Annotated in this window: 16 protein-coding genes and 2 pseudogenes; 10 read left to right on the top strand and 8 right to left on the bottom strand. The window is 71.7% G+C overall.

Going from position 1 to position 17,615, the window contains the following annotated elements; translation table 11 throughout:
• The first annotated feature begins 73 nt into the window (after nt 1–73).
• From ACQPZG_RS13425 to ACQPZG_RS13395, 7 genes and pseudogenes are all read left to right on the top strand, one after another.
• Nucleotides 74–1,693 (top strand): ABC transporter ATP-binding protein, encoded by a 1,620-nt coding sequence (locus ACQPZG_RS13425; protein ID WP_433549388.1) that lies wholly within the window; start codon nt 74–76, stop codon nt 1,691–1,693.
• Nucleotides 1,690–2,802 carry an ABC transporter permease gene (locus ACQPZG_RS13420; protein ID WP_433546036.1) on the top strand — a complete coding sequence of 371 codons (1,113 nt, stop codon included), beginning with the start codon at nt 1,690–1,692 and terminating at the stop codon, nt 2,800–2,802. Before ACQPZG_RS13425 ends, ACQPZG_RS13420 begins: the two co-directional genes overlap by 4 nt.
• Entirely contained in the window at nt 2,799–4,079 is a 1,281-nt protein-coding gene (locus tag ACQPZG_RS13415; RefSeq protein ID WP_433546035.1) for an ABC transporter permease, read from the top strand. Before ACQPZG_RS13420 ends, ACQPZG_RS13415 begins: the two co-directional genes overlap by 4 nt.
• Nucleotides 4,076–4,492, top strand: coding sequence for a cytidine deaminase (locus ACQPZG_RS13410; RefSeq protein WP_433546034.1), 417 nt, complete (start codon nt 4,076–4,078; stop codon nt 4,490–4,492). The genes ACQPZG_RS13415 and ACQPZG_RS13410 overlap by 4 nt, the downstream gene beginning before the upstream one ends.
• A gap of 104 nt (nt 4,493–4,596) precedes the next feature.
• Nucleotides 4,597–5,886, top strand: a complete 1,290-nt coding sequence (locus ACQPZG_RS13405; RefSeq protein WP_433546033.1) for a thymidine phosphorylase — start codon at nt 4,597–4,599, stop codon at nt 5,884–5,886.
• Between the two features lie 346 nt (nt 5,887–6,232).
• Nucleotides 6,233–7,543, top strand: coding sequence for a mannosyltransferase family protein (locus ACQPZG_RS13400; RefSeq protein ID WP_433546032.1), 1,311 nt, complete (start codon nt 6,233–6,235; stop codon nt 7,541–7,543).
• 58 nt (nt 7,544–7,601) lie between these two features.
• Nucleotides 7,602–7,844, top strand: a pseudogene (locus tag ACQPZG_RS13395) (STAS domain-containing protein); the annotation flags it as partial.
• 39 nt (nt 7,845–7,883) lie between these two features.
• Here ACQPZG_RS13395 and ACQPZG_RS13390 read toward each other — a convergent pair.
• From ACQPZG_RS13390 to ACQPZG_RS13380, 3 genes are all read right to left on the bottom strand, one after another.
• The gene (locus ACQPZG_RS13390) at nt 7,884–9,014 is read right to left on the bottom strand and encodes a sigma-70 family RNA polymerase sigma factor (protein WP_433546031.1); all 1,131 of its coding nucleotides are present in this window, start codon (nt 9,012–9,014) and stop codon (nt 7,884–7,886) included.
• Between the two features lie 76 nt (nt 9,015–9,090).
• Nucleotides 9,091–9,744, bottom strand: coding sequence for a L,D-transpeptidase family protein (locus ACQPZG_RS13385; RefSeq protein ID WP_433549387.1), 654 nt, complete (start codon nt 9,742–9,744; stop codon nt 9,091–9,093).
• Between the two features lie 201 nt (nt 9,745–9,945).
• Complete coding sequence (locus ACQPZG_RS13380) at nt 9,946–11,280, bottom strand: MFS transporter (protein ID WP_433546030.1); 1,335 nt, start codon at nt 11,278–11,280, stop codon at nt 9,946–9,948.
• Between the two features lie 62 nt (nt 11,281–11,342).
• Here ACQPZG_RS13380 and ACQPZG_RS13375 point away from each other — a divergent pair, with 62 nt between their 5' ends.
• Nucleotides 11,343–12,392, top strand: coding sequence for a LysR family transcriptional regulator (locus ACQPZG_RS13375; protein WP_433546029.1), 1,050 nt, complete (start codon nt 11,343–11,345; stop codon nt 12,390–12,392).
• Here the strand turns inward: ACQPZG_RS13375 and ACQPZG_RS13370 are convergent.
• The 3 genes and pseudogenes from ACQPZG_RS13370 to ACQPZG_RS13360 form a co-directional block, all read right to left on the bottom strand.
• On the bottom strand, nt 12,382–13,488 hold the full coding sequence (locus tag ACQPZG_RS13370) for a calcium:proton antiporter (RefSeq protein ID WP_433549386.1): 1,107 nt from the start codon (nt 13,486–13,488) through the stop codon (nt 12,382–12,384). The genes ACQPZG_RS13375 and ACQPZG_RS13370 overlap by 11 nt on opposite strands.
• Nucleotides 13,489–13,605: 117 nt before the next feature.
• Nucleotides 13,606–13,891 (bottom strand): annotated as a pseudogene (locus ACQPZG_RS13365) (helix-turn-helix domain-containing protein); the annotation flags it as partial.
• 117 nt (nt 13,892–14,008) lie between these two features.
• Nucleotides 14,009–14,758: an alpha/beta hydrolase gene (locus tag ACQPZG_RS13360; RefSeq protein WP_433546028.1), complete on the bottom strand. Its 750-nt coding sequence runs from the start codon at nt 14,756–14,758 to the stop codon at nt 14,009–14,011.
• Nucleotides 14,759–14,860: 102 nt separating this feature from the next.
• Here ACQPZG_RS13360 and ACQPZG_RS13355 point away from each other — a divergent pair, with 102 nt between their 5' ends.
• Together ACQPZG_RS13355 and ACQPZG_RS13350 are read left to right on the top strand one after the other, a co-directional pair.
• Nucleotides 14,861–16,015, top strand: a complete 1,155-nt coding sequence (locus tag ACQPZG_RS13355) for an adenosine deaminase (protein WP_433546027.1) — start codon at nt 14,861–14,863, stop codon at nt 16,013–16,015.
• Between the two features lie 181 nt (nt 16,016–16,196).
• Nucleotides 16,197–16,523: an ATP-binding protein gene (locus tag ACQPZG_RS13350; protein ID WP_433546026.1), complete on the top strand. Its 327-nt coding sequence runs from the start codon at nt 16,197–16,199 to the stop codon at nt 16,521–16,523.
• Between the two features lie 119 nt (nt 16,524–16,642).
• On the opposite strand, the gene ACQPZG_RS13345 is transcribed toward ACQPZG_RS13350, so the two are convergent.
• The gene (locus ACQPZG_RS13345) at nt 16,643–16,843 is read right to left on the bottom strand and encodes a PspC domain-containing protein (RefSeq protein ID WP_433546025.1); all 201 of its coding nucleotides are present in this window, start codon (nt 16,841–16,843) and stop codon (nt 16,643–16,645) included.
• Nucleotides 16,844–16,944: 101 nt separating this feature from the next.
• Entirely contained in the window at nt 16,945–17,526 is a 582-nt protein-coding gene (locus ACQPZG_RS13340) for a VanZ family protein (RefSeq protein ID WP_433546024.1), read from the bottom strand.
• Nucleotides 17,527–17,615 lie beyond the last annotated feature (89 nt).

Genomic DNA, 17,615 nt, shown 5'->3' with positions numbered 1-17,615 from the left:
CGCCGCCGTCGTAGCAGCCGTACCCCGTACCTCCCGCCTCAGCTCCTCCGCCTCCTGCCTAGGAGAGTGCGCCATCAAAGCGTCCAGCAGTCCCCACGCCGCATCCCGAGCCGCGGACGGCAGCCCCGCTGTCGAACTGCACGGGATCACCAAGCGATTCCCCGGCGTCGTGGCCAACCACGACATCGCCATCACCGTGCGCCGCGGCACCGTGCACGCCCTCGTCGGTGAGAACGGCGCGGGCAAGTCCACCCTGATGAAGATCCTCTACGGCATGCAGAAGCCGGACGAGGGCACCATCGCGGTCGACGGGCAGCAGGTGACCTTCAACAGCCCCGGTGACGCCATCGCGCGCGGCATCGGCATGGTGCACCAGCACTTCATGCTCGCGGACTACCTCACCGTCCTCGAAAACGTGGTGCTCGGCTCGGAGAAGCTGCACGGCATCGGCGACCGGGCCCGCGCCCGGATCAAGGAGATCTCCGAGGCGTACGGCCTGAACGTGCGCCCGGACGCGGTGGTCGAGGACCTCGGGGTCGCCGACCGCCAGCGCGTGGAGATCCTCAAGGTCCTCTACCGCGGCGCCCGCACGCTCATCCTCGACGAGCCGACCGCGGTGCTCGTGCCCCAGGAGGTGGACGCGCTCTTCGCGAACCTGCGGGAGCTCAAGGCCGAGGGCCTCACCGTCATCTTCATCTCGCACAAGCTCGGCGAGGTGCTGTCGGTGGCCGACGACATCACCGTCATCCGGCGCGGCACCACGGTCGGCACCGCCGACCCGGCGAGCACCACGCCCAAGCAGCTCGCCGAGCTGATGGTGGGCAGCGAACTCCCCTCGCCCGAGACCCGCGAGTCGACCGTCACCGACATCCCCATGCTGAGCGTCTCGGACCTGCGGCTGAGCGCCGTCGACCCGGACGGCGTCGTGCGTTCCGTTCTGGACGACATCGCGTTCACCATCCACAAGGGCGAGGTCCTGGGCATCGCCGGCGTCGAGGGCAACGGCCAGGCCGAACTCGTCGAAGCCATCATGGGCATGCGCACCCCGGACACCGGAGCGCTTGTCCTCGACGGTGTCGACATCTCGGCCGTCCCCACTCGCAAGCGGCGCGAGGACGGCATCGGGTACATCCCCGAGGACCGGCACAAGCACGGCCTGCTCCTTGAGTCCCCGCTGTGGGAGAACCGCATCCTCGGTCACGTCTCCGAGAAGCCCAACAGCAACAAGGGCCTCCTGGACATCAAGGCGGCCCGCACCGACACCCAGCGGATCGTGCGCGAGTACGACGTCCGCACGCCCGGCATCGACGTCACGGCGGCCTCGCTGTCCGGCGGCAACCAGCAGAAGCTGATCGTCGGCCGCGAGATGAGCCACGCCCCCAAGCTGCTGATCGCCGCCCACCCCACCCGCGGTGTGGACGTCGGCGCGCAGGCGCAGATCTGGGACCAGATCCGCGAGGCGCGCCGTGAGGGTCTGGCCGTACTGCTGATCTCGGCGGACCTGGACGAGCTGATCGGGCTTTCCGACACCCTGCGGGTGATGTTCCGCGGCCGTCTGGTCGCCGACGCGGACCCCGCCACCATCACACCCGAAGAGCTGGGCTCGGCCATGACGGGCGCGGCCACCGGACACCTGGAGGCGCACGGCGCCCCGGCCGAGACCGACCCCCGGACTGGGGGAGAGGACCGATGAAGAAGTTCGACAAGGAGCGGTTGCTCCTGGGCATCGCGGCCCCGCTGCTCGCGATCGTGGCCGCGTTCCTGGTCACCGCCGTGGTGCTGGTCGCCACCGGCAAGGAGCCGTTCAGCGCGTTCGGCATCATGTTCGACTACGGCATGAAGTCGGACAGCCAGGTCTACATCCTGAACAAGGCCACCACGTACTACCTGGCAGGTCTCGCGGTCGCCGTCGGCTTCCGCATGAACCTGTTCAACATCGGCGTCGACGGCCAGTACCGTCTGGCAGCCTTCTTCGCCGCCGCCCTCGGCGGCGCGCTGACCCTGCCCGGCTTCCTCCAGATCCCGCTGATCATCCTCACCGCGATGATCGTCGGTGCCATGTGGGCCGGTATCGCCGGTGTCCTGAAGGTCACCCGCGGCGTCTCCGAGGTCGTCTCGACGATCATGCTGAACATGATCGCCACCGCGATCATCGGGTACCTCCTCCAGGACGGCCGCCTCGGCCAGCTGGACAGCGCGGGCACCAAGGTCTCCACCAAGCCGCTGCCGGAGTCCTCGCACTTCTTCGCCTTCCCGACCGTGCCGGACCAGGTGTGGGGCTTCATCGTCGTCGCCGCACTGGCCGGCGTCGCGTACTGGTTCATCCTGTCGCGCACCCGCTTCGGCTTCGACCTGCGCACCGTGGGCCAGTCCGAGTCGGCGGCCGACGCCAGCGGCGTCAACGTCAAGAAGATGATCATCACCTCGATGCTGATCTCCGGTCTGGTGGCCGGTCTGGTCGGCATGCCGACGCTGCTCAACGACTCCTTCGAGTACGGCGGCGACTTCCCCACCGGCATCGGCTTCACCGGCATCGCCATCGCCCTCCTGGGCCGCAACCACCCCGTCGGCATCGCCCTGGGCGCACTCCTGTGGGGCTTCCTGGAACGCGGTTCCGGAAAGCTCGAATTCGAGGGGTACGACCGGGAGATCGTCGGCGTCATCCAGGGCGTCATCGTCCTGTCCGTCGTCATCGCCTACGAAGTCGTCCGCCGTTACGGCCTCAAGCGCCAGCAGCGGCAGGTCGGCGAGAAGCTCGCCGCCCAGGCCAAGAACTCCAAGAAGCAGGAGGTGTCGGCGTGAGTACGGCGACCACCGCCCCGGCGGCCAAGTCCCCGGCGGGCAAGAAGGCGGGCAAGCGCCGCCTCTCCCTCCCGGTCGTCCTGCTCATCGTCGCGGGCGCGCTGATCGCCCTGTCGGCGGTGCGCGCCATCTCCGGCGCGCAGGACATCACCGCGTCCGGCCAGATCGGCGCGGCGCTGTCCATGGCGGTGCCGATCGGCCTCGCCGGTCTCGGCGGCCTGTGGGCCGAGCGCGCGGGCGTCGTCAACATCGGCCTCGAAGGCATGATGATCCTCGGCACCTTCTTCGGCGCCTGGGCGGGCTGGCAGACCAACCCGTGGATCGGTGTGCTGGCCGGTGTGCTCGGCGGAATGTTCGGCGGTCTGCTGCACGCGGTCGCCACCGTCACCTTCGGCGTCGACCACATCATCTCCGGCATCGCGATCAACATCCTGGCGCTCGGCGTCACCACGTACTTCGCGAAGCTCTGGTTCAACAGCCCCGAGGCTGCCGCCAAGGGCGGCAGCCCCAAGCAGTCCCCGCCCGCCGAGTCGATCGACACGCTCAGCCTGCCGGGGATCTCCGACTGGCTGTACTCGGTCGAGAAGCACCACTGGTTCTTCGTCTCGGACGTCGCGGGAATCCTCGGCGGCCTGGTCACCAAGGTGTCGCTGCTGACGATCGTCGCGGTGCTGCTGTTCGCCCTGACGTTCTGGGTGCTGTGGAAGACCTCGTTCGGGCTGCGGCTGCGCTCCGCGGGCGAGAACCCGATCGCCGCCGAGTCGCTGGGCGTCAACGTCTACAAGTACAAGTACATCGCCGTGATCGTCTCGGGCGGCATGGCCGGCCTCGGCGGCGCCTTCCTGTCCCTGGTCACCTCGCACATCTACAACGAGGGCCAGACCGGCGGCCGCGGCTACATCGGCCTCGCGGCGATGATCTTCGGCAACTGGCGTCCGGGCGGCCTCGCCATGGGCGCGGGCCTCTTCGGCTTCGCCGACGCGCTCCAGCTGCGCAACGGCGGCACCTCGGTGCACGCGCTGCTGCTGCTCCTGGTCGTCCTGCTGGTGGGCCTCGCCCTGTGGAAGGCGTACCGGAAGGCGTTCCTCGCGGCTGCCATCTGTGCCGTGATCGCGGCGGGCGTGCTGGTCTGGTACCTCGGTACGGACACCGTGCCCACCGAGTTCGTGAGCGCCACCCCGTACGTGGTGACCCTCCTGGTCCTCTCGCTGTCCGCGCAGCGGCTGCGAATGCCCAGGGCCAACGGCATGCGCTACCGCAAGGGGCAGGGCAAGTGACCGCCCCCGCCGCCGCGGCGGTCGACTGGGAGCTGCTTCGGGAGGCGGCCAGGGACGCGATGTCCCGGGCGTACGTCCCGTACTCGAAGTACCCGGTCGGCGCGGCGGCGCTGGTGGACGACGGCAGCGGCACGGTCCGCACCGTGGTCGGCTGCAACGTGGAGAACGCCTCGTACGGGCTGTCGCTGTGCGCGGAGTGCGGCCTGGTGTCCGCGCTCCAGGCGGGCGGCGGCGGCCGGCTGACGCACTTCACCTGCGTCGACGGCCGGGGCGAGAACCTGATGCCGTGCGGCCGCTGCCGTCAGCTGCTGTACGAGTTCGGCGGCCCGGAGCTCCTGATGGAGACCTCGTCGGGGGTCCGCACCCTCGGCGAGATGCTGCCGGACGCCTTTGGCCCGCAGCACCTCAAGTAGTACGTTCGCGGCCCCGTCATCGTTTCCCGGTGGCGGGGCCGCGAGCCTTTCCCAGCGCAACGCGCGTAGATTCGCACCCAGTCGTACGACCGGAAGGAACCCCCATGGACGTCATCTCCGTCATCCGCACCAAGCGCGACCGCGGCGAGCTGAGCCCCGAGCAGATCGACTGGGTCATCGACGCGTACACGCGCGGAGCGGTCGCCGACGAGCAGATGTCGGCGCTGGCCATGGCGATCCTGCTGAACGGCATGAACCGGACCGAGATCGCCCGCTGGACCGCCGCGATGATCGCCTCCGGCGAGCGCATGAACTTCGACCAGCTGTCCCGCCCGACCGCCGACAAGCACTCCACCGGCGGCGTCGGCGACAAGATCACCCTCCCGCTCGCCCCGCTGGTCGCGGCCTGCGGTGCGGCCGTGCCGCAGCTCTCCGGCCGGGGCCTGGGCCACACCGGCGGCACCCTCGACAAGCTGGAGTCCATCCCCGGCTGGCGCGCGCTGCTCTCCAACGCGCAGATGCTCGACGTCCTGGAGTCCACCGGCGCGGTCATCTGCGCCGCCGGTGACGGTCTGGCCCCCGCCGACAAGAAGCTGTACGCGCTGCGCGACGTGACCGGCACCGTCGAGGCCATCCCGCTGATCGCCTCCTCGATCATGTCCAAGAAGATCGCCGAGGGCACCGGTTCGCTGGTGCTGGACGTCAAGGTCGGCTCGGGCGCCTTCATGAAGAACATCGAGGACGCCCGCGAGCTGGCCGCCACGATGGTCGGCCTGGGCACCGACCACGGCGTCAGGACCGTCGCGCTGCTGACCGACATGGCGACCCCGCTCGGCCTGACCGCGGGCAACGCCCTGGAGGTACGGGAGTCCGTCGAGGTCCTGGCCGGCGGCGGCCCCGCCGACGTCGTCGAGCTGACCCTCGCCCTGGCCCGCGAGATGCTGGACGCGGCGGGCCTGCCGGACGCCGACCCGGAGAAGGCGCTGCGCGACGGCTCCGCGATGGACGTGTGGCGTCGCATGATCCAGGCCCAGGGCGGCGACCCGGACGCGGAGCTTCCGGTGGCCCGCGAGCAGCATGTGATCAACGCCTCCTCCAGCGGTGTGCTGACCAAGCTGGACGCGTACGCGGTGGGCGTCGCCGCCTGGCGGCTCGGCGCGGGCCGGGCCCGCAAGGAGGACGTCGTCCAGGCCGGCGCGGGCATCGAACTGCATGCCAAGCCCGGTGACAAGGTCGTCGCGGGCCAGCCGCTGATGACGCTCCACACCGACACGCCGGAGAAGTTCGCGTACGCCATCGAGGCGCTGGACGGCGGCGTGCTGACCGCCGACGCACACTCCGCGGCGGCGGCCGACTTCGTTCCGGCACCGATCGTGCTGGACCGGATCGCCTGAGTCGGGGCACTCTGGGAGTGCCAAGCTCTGTGACGCACGGGGCCGGTGGGGTTGCACCCCGCCGGTCCCGTGTCGTGTGCGGGGCCCCCGCGCATGCTGGGTGCGGGGAGACGTGCTGGGTACGGAAGTGCCGGAGGACACGACCGGTACGGGAGTGCAGAAACCTTTCGGCACATGCGGGAACGCGACGCCGCACCGCTGCCGTCTTCCGTACGAGGCGCGCTTGGCGTACGCATGTACGACCGACGTCGTTCCGTCCACCGTCGGCTTCGGCCGCGCACGCACCCCCGGCCCGTCAGGCGCCGGGGAACCACCCCACCCCTCGAACGCCCAGGAGAGCCGGACCATGACCGTCGCGCCCCCGCCGCAGCGGACCGCGCAGCAGCCCGCGCCGCCCGGCACACACCCCGCACCCCGCGTACCGGGTGCCGGCGACGGGCGCCGACTGCGCGTTCCCCGGTGGAAGCTGCCGCTCCACGGCACGGACCGGGACGTCCTGTGGCTGTACCTGCTCACCCGGATCGGGCTGTGGGTGACCTCGTACAGCGTGGCCTGGCTCTTCCCCAGCAACGGCGACGCGAAGGACGCGCCGTCGGCGCTCTCGCGGTGGGCGCAGTGGGACTGGACGCACTTTCTGCACATCGCCCAGGCCGGATACTTCCCCGAGGGCGCCGGCCCCGGTACACCGGACTGGGACAACCGGGAGGCATTCTTCCCCGGCTTCCCGCTGGTGCTGCGCGCCGTCCACACCGTCGTCCCGGACTGGACGCTCGCCGGGCTGCTCATCTCCTTCGTGTCGGGCGCGGTCGCCGTCCTGGCGCTGGCCCGAATAGCGAGGCTGCACCTGCCGGGCGAGCACACCGCCCCCGGCCCGGTGCAGCGCTCCGGTTCCTCCGACTCCCCGTCGCCCGCCGGACGGCGGGCCGTGCTCTTCCTGCTCCTCTCGCCCTGTGCGGTGTTCCTCGCCGCCGGGTACACCGAGGCGCTCTTCCTCGCGTTCGCCCTGCCCGCCTGGCTGGCCGCGCAGCGCCACCAGTGGGCCATGGCCGGTCTGCTCACCGCACTCGCCACCTGCGTGCGGATATCCGGGCTCTTCGTCGCCGCGGCCATCGGCGTGCACTTCCTGATCACCGCGTGGCGGGCGCGCTCCGCGCGGGCCTGGCGGCCACTGCCCTGGACGCTGCTGCCCGCCCTGCCCGCCCTCCTCTACAGCGCCTACCTGCACGCCCACACCGGCGACTGGATGGCCTGGAAGCACGCCCAGGAACGCGGCTGGTACCGGCAGTTCCACGCCCCCTGGGAGTCCTGGGCCACCACCTGGCGGGCCGCCTTCGACGGCGCGTACCCCACCGGTTACGCCTACATGTGGCAGGCGGAGCTGCTCGCCATGGTCGTCGGCCTCGTGCTGCTCGGGGTGTTGGTGTGGCTGCGCCGCTGGCCCGAGGCCGTGTACCTCGCCCTCAGCCTGTGGGCGCTCGGCACCTCGTACTGGTTCACGTCCGTGCCCCGCGCCACCCTTCTGTGGTGGCCGCTGTGGACGCTGCTCGCCGCGTGGAGCGTGCGCAGTCCGCGCGTGAAGAGCGCGTACGTGATGGTGGTGGCGCCACTCATGATGGTCTTCGCCGTGTCGTACCTGTCGGGCCGCTGGACGGGCTGACCGGGCCGTCGGACGGGTCGGCGGGGTCGCCGGGGCCGCCCTCGGTCGGGGCCTACCGATGAGTTCTGGCCGTCCGCCCGGTCCTACCCCCGTGGAAGACTCATCGACGCACGACCCCATGGCGCTCGTCGGGCCGGTGACCAGGGCCGACGTACCGCACCTGTGCGAGCGGCTGCGCGCACATCTCCTGGCCACCGGCGCGACGGAGCTGCACTGCGACGTCTCCGCCCTCACCGACCCCGGGCTGGCCGCCGTGGAGGCGCTGACCCGGATGCGGCTGACCGCCCGGAGGCTGGGGTGCCGCTTCCACCTGGCGCACCCCAGCCGCGAACTGAGCGGACTACTGGACCTCGTCGGCCTCGCCTTCGACGCCCCGGGCAGCCCCGGCCCCAGCAGCCCCGCCCCCGGCAGCAGCCGCGGCGGCGGCCTCGAATCCGGAGATCCCCCCGGGGACGGCGGGCGGGCCCGGGGTGCCGTCGGCCTCGATCCTGGCCGGGAGGTCGAACAGCGGGAACCACCGCTTGGTGTCGAGGAACGTGTTGATGTGGGAGATCCGGCCGTCTGAGATCTCGATGACCTGGAGCGCCCACGGCTCGAAGTGTCCGGCGGGCGTCGGGTGGTACTGGGCGAACGCGGGCGTGCCGTTGGCCACCGTGGCCAGCATCCGCGAGCCGTTGCACGCCGCACCGTGCGTGAGCATGAAGCCGGTGATGTCCGGCGCGCCGACCAGCCACAGGTCGAACGGGGGCATGGAGAGCACGGCGTCCTCGTGGAGCAGCGCCGTCAGCGCCTTCATGTCGTAGCCCTCGAAGGCCGCCACGTACCGTTCGAGGAGTTTGCGCTGTTCCTCGTCCATCGGCTTGGCGGTGTCCGACTCGCCCGTCTTGGTCTCGGCGAGCGTGGCACGTGCCCGCTGGAGGGCGGAGTTGACCGAGGCGACGCTCGTCTCCAGCAGTTCCGCGACCTCGCTCGCCCTCCACGCGAGCACCTCGCGCAGGATCAGCACCGCGCGCTGCTTGGGCGGCAGGTGCTGGAGGGCCGCCACGAAGGCCAGCCGTACGGACTCGCGGGCCACGGCGGTCTCCGCCGGGTCGGCGACGGGGCTCAGCACCCGCCCGTCGGGGACCGGCTCCAGCCAGGCCGCCTCCGGCTGCGGGTTCAGCTGCGCCTGGGCGAGCGGCTTGGGGTCGGAGAAGTCCATCGGGCGGGCCCGTTTCTTGCTGCTGCCGAGCATGTCCAGACACACGTTGGTCGCGATCCGGTACAGCCAGGACCGCAGCGAGGAACGCCCCTCGAACCGGTCCTGACTCCGCCACGCGCGCACCATCGTGTCCTGCACGGCGTCCTCCGCCTCGAAGGCGGAGCCGAGCATCCGGTAGCAGTAACCGGTCAACTCGGTCCGGTAATCCTCCAGTTGTGCTTCCACACCTGGTGTCGCGACATCACTCACAGGTCCACCCCACCCGTTCATCCACCCACTGCTGCTGTGCGGTGAAACTCTACGGGAGGGGTCTGACAACGGGTGTGGAATGCGGTGAACCGCCCTGTCACGTACCCGGCTTGCGCCCGTACACGAAGACGTCGTCGCCGCGCTTCAGCAGGTTCCAGTACGCCTTCGCGTCGCCGGGACGCATGTTGACGCAGCCGCGCGAACCCGGCGGGTTCCACATGGACTTGGTCACCGAGTGGAACGCGATGCCGCCGTCGAAGAACTGCGAGTACGGCATCCACACCTTGTACAGCGTCGACCAGTGGTTCAGGGTCCGCTGGTAGATCCGCTTCGACCCGGTCCTGGTCTCGTTGCCGTCGCGGCCGGTGCGCACCGGGACCGGGCCGTACGTGAGCTTCTTGCCGTCCTGGATCCAGCTCAGCTGCCGCGTCAGGTCGACGCAGGCGATGCGGCCCTTGTTGGTCGGACACTTGCCGGCCGCGTTCGGGTTGCGCCCGGCGGCCTTCTGCTTGTTCATCAGGTCCATCGCGCCCCAGGTCACGGAGCCCGCGTACCCGGCGGTGGGCGTGATGCCGTGCTTGGACTGGAAGGCCCGTATCGCACGGCAGTCGGCGGCGGACTGCCTGCCGTCCACCTTCAGCCCCAGGAACCGCTCCGCCTGCTTCTGGTACGGCCCCGTGCCCGCCGTGCAGGACGGCGCCGCCTGTGCGGGGGAGGCGGCCCCCACCGTCAGTGCCACCGGGACCACCATCGCGGCGATTCCGGCGGCGATGCCCGTACGGGTGCGGAGTGCGCGCCGCAGCCGTGCCGTGCCGACTCTTCCGTTGTTGTCCCCCATGGACTTCCCTCTCCCCTGTCGTGCAGCGCGCGCGTGCGTGCCGTACTGCACGTTTCCTGCCCGTTCAGACGAGTGGGGAAGCCAATGCGTTGTACCGACAAGGCAGTTGAAGTGTCACGAATTCGTGACAGCGCTCCGCCCGGCGACCACGGAGGAACGCCGCTCCACCCGGGCGCAGCGCGTCCCGTACAGGGTGATCGAGGCGACGCCGACGACGGCCAGCAGACCGAGACCGACGGTGGCCTCCCAGCCGCCCGCGTGGAACGCCACCGCGCCGAGGGTGCCGCCGACGCTGGAACCGAGGTAGTACGCCGACTGGTAGAGCGCCGACGCCTGCGCGCGGCCCGTCTGCGCGGTGCGGCTCACCGAGGAGGAGGCGACCGCGTGCCCGGCGAAGAAGCCCGCCGTGATGAGCACCAGTCCCGCCAGCACGCCCGCCAGGGAGTGCGAGAGCGACAGCAGCAGCCCCACCGCCGTGGTGGACACCGCCAGGTACAGCGCCCCGCGCCGCCCGGTGCGCGCCACCAGCGTCCCGGCGCCCGCCGAGGAGGCCGTTCCCACCAGGTAGACCAGGAAGATCGAGCCGACGACACCCTGCGGGAGACTGAAGGGCGCCTCGACCAGCCGGTAGCCGATCACCGTGTAGACGGCGCCGAAGACGGTCATGAAGAGCGCGCCGATCGCGTACAGCCTGCGCAGCAGCGGATCGCTGAGGTGCGTGCCGACGGTCTTCGCCAGCGCCCGGGGGTTGAGGGTGCCGGGGCGGAAGTTGCGCGCCTTCGGCAGCATCAGCCGGAACACCACCGCGCACACCAGCGCCAGCAGTCCCACGGCGGCCAGCGCGGCCCGCCACCCCCACAGCTGCGCGACCCAGCCGGTCACGATCCGCCCGCTCATCCCGCCCAGGGAGTTGCCCGCCACGAACAGCCCGATCGCCGCCACCAGCGCCTTCGGCCCTACCTCCTCCGCCAGGTACGCCATCGCGGAGGCGGGCAGCCCGGCCAGCGCCGCGCCCTGCACCGCACGCAGGGCGATCAGCCACTCGACGTTCGGCGCGAAGGGGATCACCAGCGCCACCAGGACGGCCACCACCAGGGCGTACGTCATCACGGTCCGCCGTCCGAACCGCTCGGAGAGGGCGCTGAGCGGCAGTACGAACAGGGCGAGCGCACCCGTGGCGGCCGACACCGTCCCACTCGCCTGCGCGGCGGTCACGTTCAGGTCGGCGGAGATCGCGGGCAGCAGCGCCTGCGTGGAGTAGAGCAGCGCGAAGGCCGCCATCCCGGCCGCGAAGAGCGCGAAGCTCATCCTGCGGAAGCCGGGGGAGGAGGGAGCGAGTCGCGGGTCCACGGGCTCACTCGACCCCCTCTGTGCAGAGGAATCAAAGGAAACGGGAGAAGCGGCGCCCACAACCACAGGTATGGACGCCGTACTACTGGCGGAAGGCATGCCTGAAACGTAGATCGCGCCTTCTCATGCGTCCAATGCACAAACCCGCGATACTTCATCCCATGTTGCATAAGGCGAGCTCACAGAGTCGGCTGTCACCGAACAGTAACGAAGAAGACATCCAGCAGGTACTTGCCCCGCGCCTCGCGCAGTTCGCCGCGGTCGCCCGTCACGAGCACGTCACCCGCGCCGCGCACGAGCTGGGCGTCCCGCAGTCGACCCTCTCGCGCGCGATGGCCCGGCTCGAACAGGACCTGGACGTCACGCTGTTCGCCCGCAAGGGCCGCACCGTCTCCCTCACCCCGGCCGGACGCACCTTCCTCACGACGGTCGAACGCGCCCTCACCGAGGTCGAGAAGGCGGCCGAGTCCGTACGGGCAGACGCCGACCCCACCTCCGGGAAGATCGCCTTCGGCTTCCTGCACACCATGGGCTCCGAAACGGTCCCCGCCCTGATCCGCGCGTTCCGCGCCGACCATCCGCACATCCGCTTCCAGCTCGTCCAGAACTACGGCGAGGCGATGCTGGAGCGTCTGCGCGCCGGCGACCTGGACCTCTGCCTCACCTCGCCCGTCCCCGACGCCCCCGACCTGGTGGCCCGCCGCCTCGACGAGCAGCGGCTGCGCCTCGTGGTGCCCGACGACCACCGCCTCGCCACCCGCAAGCGCGTCCGGCTCGCCGAGGCCGCCGACGACACCTTCGTCACCCTCGAACCCGGCTACGGGCTGCGCCGCATCACCGACGACCTGTGCGCCCAGGCGGGCTTCCGCCCCCGGGTCGCGTTCGAGGGCGAGGAGGCGGAGACCCTGCGCGGCCTGGTCGCCGCCGGCCTCGGCGTGGCGCTGCTGCCGCCTCCGGCGGTCGCCCGTCCCGGGGTCGTGGAACTCACCGTCACCGCCCCGCGCGCCGCCCGCGAGATCGGCGTCGCCTGGCTGGACGGCCACCCGGACACCCCGCCCGTCGCCGCGTTCAAACGCTTCCTGCTGTCACGGCGCGGACGCCTGCTCCCGGAGGCCGCGCCCGAACCCGCCGCGCCTGGACCGGCGACCGGGCCCGCGCCCGAACCCGCGACCGGACCGACGGCCGCACCGGCGGCAAGCGCTACGGACTGACCGCCAGCACCAGGTACGCCGCGAACAGCGACAGGTGCACGCCGCCCTGCAACGGCGTCGCCCGCCCCGGTACGAAGGTCAGCGTGCCCACCGCCACGGTCAGCGCCAGCAGCACCAGGTGCGTCGGCCCGAGTCCCAGCAGCAGGGGCCCCTCCATCCAGATCGACGCGATCGCGACCGCCGGAATGGTCAGCCCGATGCTGGCCATCGCCGACCCGAGACCGAGGTTGAGGCTGGTCTGCACCCGGTCGCGCCTGGCCGCCCGTACGGCCGCGATGCTCTCCGGCAGGAGCACCAGCAGCGCGATGACGACGCCGACCACGGACGCGGGCAGCCCGGCGGCGGCCACCCCGGACTCGATCGTGGGCGACACGCCCTTGGCCAGCCCGACCACCGCGACGAGGGCCACCGCGAGCAGCCCGAGGCTGAGCATCGCGGTCCGGGCGGTCGGCGGAGAGGCGTGCTCGTCCTCCGCGATGACCTTGCCCTCGTGGGTGACGGGGAGGAAGTAGTCGCGGTGCCGGACGGTCTGGGTCATGACGAACAGGCCGTACAGGACCACGGCGGCCAGTGCCGCGAAGACCAGTTGAGTCGTCGAGAACTCGGCCTTCGGCGTGCTCGTCGTGAACGTCGGCAGGGCGAGGCTCAGCCCGGCGAGGGTGGCCACCGCCCCGAAGGCGGCCACCGACCCCTCCGGGTTGAAGACGGCGACCCGCCGTTTGAGGGCCCCCACCAGCAGCGAGATGCCCACGATGCCGTTCAGGGTGATCATCAGGGCGGCGAAGACCGTGTCCCGGGCGAGCGAGGCGCTCTTGTCGCCGCCGTCCGCCATCAGGGTGACGATCAGGGCGACCTCGATGATCGTCACGGCGACGGCCAGTACGAGCGATCCGAAGGGCTCGCCGACGCGGTGCGCCACCACCTCCGCGTGGTGCACGGCGGCGAGGACGGCTCCGCCGAGGAAGCAGGCCAGGAGCGTGACGACGGGACCGGCCATGCCTTCGCGCCCCCAGGAGAACGCGAGCAGGACGACGGCCAGGACGGGGACGACGCCGGACCAGTGGGGGACGCGGAGGCGGGCTGAGGTGCTGCGCATGGGTTCGACACTGGCAGAGGGGCGCGGGCGGTGCGCGTCGGGCAGCCGGGCGGCGGAACGGACGGGGCGGCGCGGGACCGGCGGCGCCAAGGGAACGGCAGGAGTGGGCCGGCCTCCCCGTACGGCCGTCGGTGAGCGGAAGGTTGCAGCCGGGGACCGGGCGCGGCGGCAGGACTCCCCGCACGGCTCTTCGCGCTCCCCCCTTACGGCTTCGGTGCGGCGTTCGGTGGCGGGTGGGCGAGATCGGCACGGTGGGCGGCGGGACCGCCGTCGCGCATGTCTCGCGGGTGACGGTCGAGGTCGGGCGTTCGAGGCGTCGGGCGGTCTCCGCGTAGGCGCGACCGTCGGCCGGCCCCAGCGCGATCTGCTGCCGTTCCTGCCGGGTGGGTCCGCCTCCCGGCATCGCGGGTCTCCTGCGGGTGACGCATGCGACTCACCCCAGCGATCACCCTTCTTCGGCCGGGTCCTGCACCGGTACGGGTACGGAACCGCGCCCTCCGCCCCCGCGCCGGGCCCCGGCCTACCTCTGCCCGAAGCCCAGCGCCAACGGCATCCGCAGCCCCAGCGGCGGCGGGGCCGCCAGTGCGTCCGCCAGCGGCCGGGCGTACGGCCGCCCGAAGAGCGAACCCACCGCGAAGTCCGCGACGAGCGCCCGCACCTCCGCCCGGTGCTGCCGCATCCCGTGCCCGTCCGAGTGCACCTCGAACCGGCACACGTCGCGGTTCGCCTTCTTCGCCCGCTCCGCCAGCCGGAACGACAGTTCGGGGTCGGCCCGCCCGTCGTCCGTCCCGTGGGCGATCAGCACCCGCCGCCCGGCGAGCTGCCGCACCGGATCCTCCTCGCCGCCGTCCGGCAGCCACGGGGCCAGCGCCACCACCGAGGTGACCGCCGGGTGCCCGGCCGCCCGCAGGGCCGCCCGGCCGCCCATGTGGAGGCCCGCCAGGCACACCGGTACGTCGCCGTACCGCCGTACCGCCTCCTCCACCGCCCACCCGGCGTCCGCCGCGAGCCGGGCCGCCTCCCCGTTCCATCCGCGCCCCCGGTACCGCACCACATGGGCGACGAGCCCGTCCGCGGCCCCGGCCCCGGCGACCCCGCGAGCGAGCGGCCGGGCCGCCGCGTGGGCTCGGGCGGACGGCCCGCGCGAGGATTCCGGCGCGCCCGCGGGAAGTACGAGAACGACCCCGCGCACGGTTCTGCCCGGTGCCCCGGACGCCCCGACGGCCCGCCCCAGCCGGGGGGTCGGCCCCGGCGCGACTTGCTGTGTCATGACAGAACAGTCTCAGAACCGGAGACCGGGACCACCCGCCCGCACGGTCACTGTTACGTATCGACCGGTGCTGTCTACGCGCGTAGGGGCTACAGTGCCTCAATGACGAGCCAGACCACGAAGCAGACCACGCAGCAGACGGCGGGACAGCCCCTCAACACGCCCACGCCGGACCAGATCCGCCGGGCGCCGAAGGTGCTGCTCCACGATCACCTCGACGGCGGCCTCCGCCCCGCCACGATCGTCGAACTCGCCCGCGAGACGGGTTACGAGAACCTCCCCGAGACCGACGCCGACAAGCTCGGCATCTGGTTCCGCGAGGCCGCGGACTCCGGTTCGCTGGAGCGCTACCTGGAGACCTTCGCGCACACCTGCGCCGTCATGCAGACCCGCGACGCCCTCTTCCGGGTGGCCGCCGAGTGCGCCGAGGACCTCGCGGAGGACGGCGTCGTGTACGCGGAGGTCCGCTACGCGCCCGAGCAGCACCTGGAGAACGGCCTCACCCTGGAAGAGGTCGTCGAAGCGGTCAACGACGGCTTCCGCGAGGGCGAGCGCCGGGCCCGCGCCAACGGCCACCGCATCCGCGTCGGCGCCCTCCTCACCGCGATGCGGCACGCCGCCCGCGCCCTGGAGATCGCCGAACTCGCCAACCGCTACCGGGACACCGGCGTCGTCGGCTTCGACATCGCGGGCGCCGAGGCGGGCTTCCCTCCCACCCGCCACCTCGACGCCTTCGAGTACCTCAAGCGCGAGAACAACCACTTCACCATCCACGCGGGGGAGGCCTTCGGCCTGCCGTCGATCTGGCAGGCGCTCCAGTGGTGCGGCGCCGACCGCCTCGGCCACGGCGTCCGCATCATCGACGACATCGAGGTCGACGAGACCGACGGCAGCGTCAAGCTGGGCCGCCTCGCCGCGTACGTACGGGACAAGCGCATCCCGCTGGAGATGTGCCCCACCTCCAACCTTCAGACGGGTGCGGCGACCTCGTACGCCGACCACCCCTTCGGCCTGCTGCGCAAGCTGCAGTTCCGGGTGACGGTCAACACCGACAACCGGCTGATGTCCGGCACCAGCATGAGCCGCGAGTTCGAGCACCTGATCGGTGCTTTCGGGTACACGCTCGACGACATGCTGTGGACGACGGTCAACGCGATGAAGAGCGCCTTCATTCCTTTCGATGAACGTCTCGCCATGATCAGCGACGTCATCAAGCCCGGATACGCCGAACTGAAGTCGCAGTGGCTCTTCCAGTAGGGCTCGTGTGACCGCTGTGAACAGCGGTTTTCCCGCGGGGAACAAAGGGGCGCGGACATCTCGCACAAGCGGCCGGGAATATCAACCTCCGGCCGCCGCGAGGTGTTTGCGGGTCGACAGGACCTCTGACTAGCTTGCAGAGCCGCTCAACTCCCCCATTCCCCCTGAGGACGTTGTTTTCATGAAGCAGTCTGCTGCCAAGAGCATCGGTGCCGCCGCCCTCGGTGCCGCCTTCGTCGCCGCCGCCGCCGGTTCCGCCAACGCGGTCGCCGCCCCCGCGCTCCCCGACGCGGCCGGCGCCCTGTCCACCGTGACCGCCGCCCTCCCCGTGGAGCAGGTCGCGAGCGCGCTCCCGGCGGGCGGCCCCGAAGCCCTGAAGGCAGGCAAGGACGCGCTCGGCCAGTCCGCCGCCGCGGCCGGCGAGAGCGCCGACCCGGTCAAGGGCCTCCTCGGTGGCCTGCCCACCGGCGCACTGCCCACCGGCGGCCTGCCCGGCCTCGGCGGCTGATTCGGCGCACGCGACACGACGAAGGGGCGCGCCTCCCACAACGGGAGACGCGCCCCTTCGGCATGCTCGGGCGGGCCGGTGTCACCGGGCGGCCTGCGTCACCAGGCGGTCTCCCTCCGTCACCAGGCGGTCTTCGAGGTCCGCTCGGCCGGCAGGAAGATCCACAGCGCCAGGTAGAGCAGGAACTGCGGTCCCGGCAGCAGGCAGGAGGCCAGGAAGATCACGCGCATCGTGGTCGAGGAGGTGCCGAAACGCCGGGCCAGCCCCGCGCACACTCCGCCGATCACACGGCCGTCGCGGGGTCGGACAAGTGCGGTCATGGCGGGCTCCTTAGCGAGCTTCGTAGGTGCAGGGCGTGGGGAGCGCGGTGAGTGCTCCCGATGTCTCCATACTCCTGCCCACGCCCGCTCCGGACATCGCTCTACGGGGCGACGTGGACCCTGGGAATCCTCGGGGTAGTCCCTGCCCCCGCGTCCTCCTCCGTCAGGGGCGCACCCCCTACCCGGGTACGGGCCGCCCCCCGGGCCGCCTCCCACCTGCGCCGCAGCCGGGCCCGGGTCAGCGGTACGACGGCGAGGTGGGCCAGCGCGATACCGGCGGTGTTCAGCAGGAGCGAGTCGATGTCCACGACCCGTCCCGGCACCCCGGTCTGCCACAGCTCGATGCCGAGCGACAGGAACGCCCCGGCCGCGACCGTACGCAGGAGGGACACGAAGGGCGAGACCCGGAGGCGGCCGCCCGCCATCGGCAGCAGCACGCCGAGCGGAGCGAGCAGCAGAAGGCCCTCGCCGATCCGGCGGGCCGCCTCGACGGGGCCCAGCGCGAGATCGGCCCGGATGCCGGCCAGCGGCTGCAGATTGGGTGCGGTCACCCACAGCACGTCGTCGAGGGGACGCAGGGCGACCCAGCCGACGAAGAGCAGATGCGCGAGGAGGAGGAGTCTCCCCGTCGCGCGGAAGCGGGTGACGGCACTGCCGCTCGGAGCTGGACGCACGACCCCCAAGACGCGGGGCGGGCGGGAAACGGTTCCCGACCGGACGTGTGGCGCGTGGCGCACGGCCACGCAGGCGTCACCCGTCCCCGCCCGATACC

Source organism: Streptomyces sp. CA-294286 (assembly GCF_050947155.1).
Lineage (GTDB): Bacteria > Actinomycetota > Actinomycetes > Streptomycetales > Streptomycetaceae > Streptomyces.
The sequence above is the reverse complement of the archived record's forward strand: the minus strand, read 5'-3'. Positions and strand labels throughout refer to the sequence as shown.

Coding starts and splice junctions, on each gene's coding strand:
- ACQPZG_RS13420 (WP_433546036.1), top strand. CDS start 1,690: ATGAAGAAGTTCGACAAGGAGCGGTTGCTCCTGGGCATCGCGGCCCCG.
- ACQPZG_RS13360 (WP_433546028.1), bottom strand. CDS start 14,758: ATGACACAGCAAGTCGCGCCGGGGCCGACCCCCCGGCTGGGGCGGGCC.
- ACQPZG_RS13350 (WP_433546026.1), top strand. CDS start 16,197: ATGAAGCAGTCTGCTGCCAAGAGCATCGGTGCCGCCGCCCTCGGTGCC.
- ACQPZG_RS13400 (WP_433546032.1), top strand. CDS start 6,233: ATGACCGTCGCGCCCCCGCCGCAGCGGACCGCGCAGCAGCCCGCGCCG.
- ACQPZG_RS13380 (WP_433546030.1), bottom strand. CDS start 11,280: ATGCCTTCCGCCAGTAGTACGGCGTCCATACCTGTGGTTGTGGGCGCC.
- ACQPZG_RS13385 (WP_433549387.1), bottom strand. CDS start 9,744: ATGGTGGTCCCGGTGGCACTGACGGTGGGGGCCGCCTCCCCCGCACAG.
- ACQPZG_RS13345 (WP_433546025.1), bottom strand. CDS start 16,843: ATGACCGCACTTGTCCGACCCCGCGACGGCCGTGTGATCGGCGGAGTG.
- ACQPZG_RS13405 (WP_433546033.1), top strand. CDS start 4,597: ATGGACGTCATCTCCGTCATCCGCACCAAGCGCGACCGCGGCGAGCTG.
- ACQPZG_RS13355 (WP_433546027.1), top strand. CDS start 14,861: ATGACGAGCCAGACCACGAAGCAGACCACGCAGCAGACGGCGGGACAG.
- ACQPZG_RS13390 (WP_433546031.1), bottom strand. CDS start 9,014: ATGAACGGGTGGGGTGGACCTGTGAGTGATGTCGCGACACCAGGTGTG.
- ACQPZG_RS13370 (WP_433549386.1), bottom strand. CDS start 13,488: ATGCGCAGCACCTCAGCCCGCCTCCGCGTCCCCCACTGGTCCGGCGTC.
- ACQPZG_RS13375 (WP_433546029.1), top strand. CDS start 11,343: ATGTTGCATAAGGCGAGCTCACAGAGTCGGCTGTCACCGAACAGTAAC.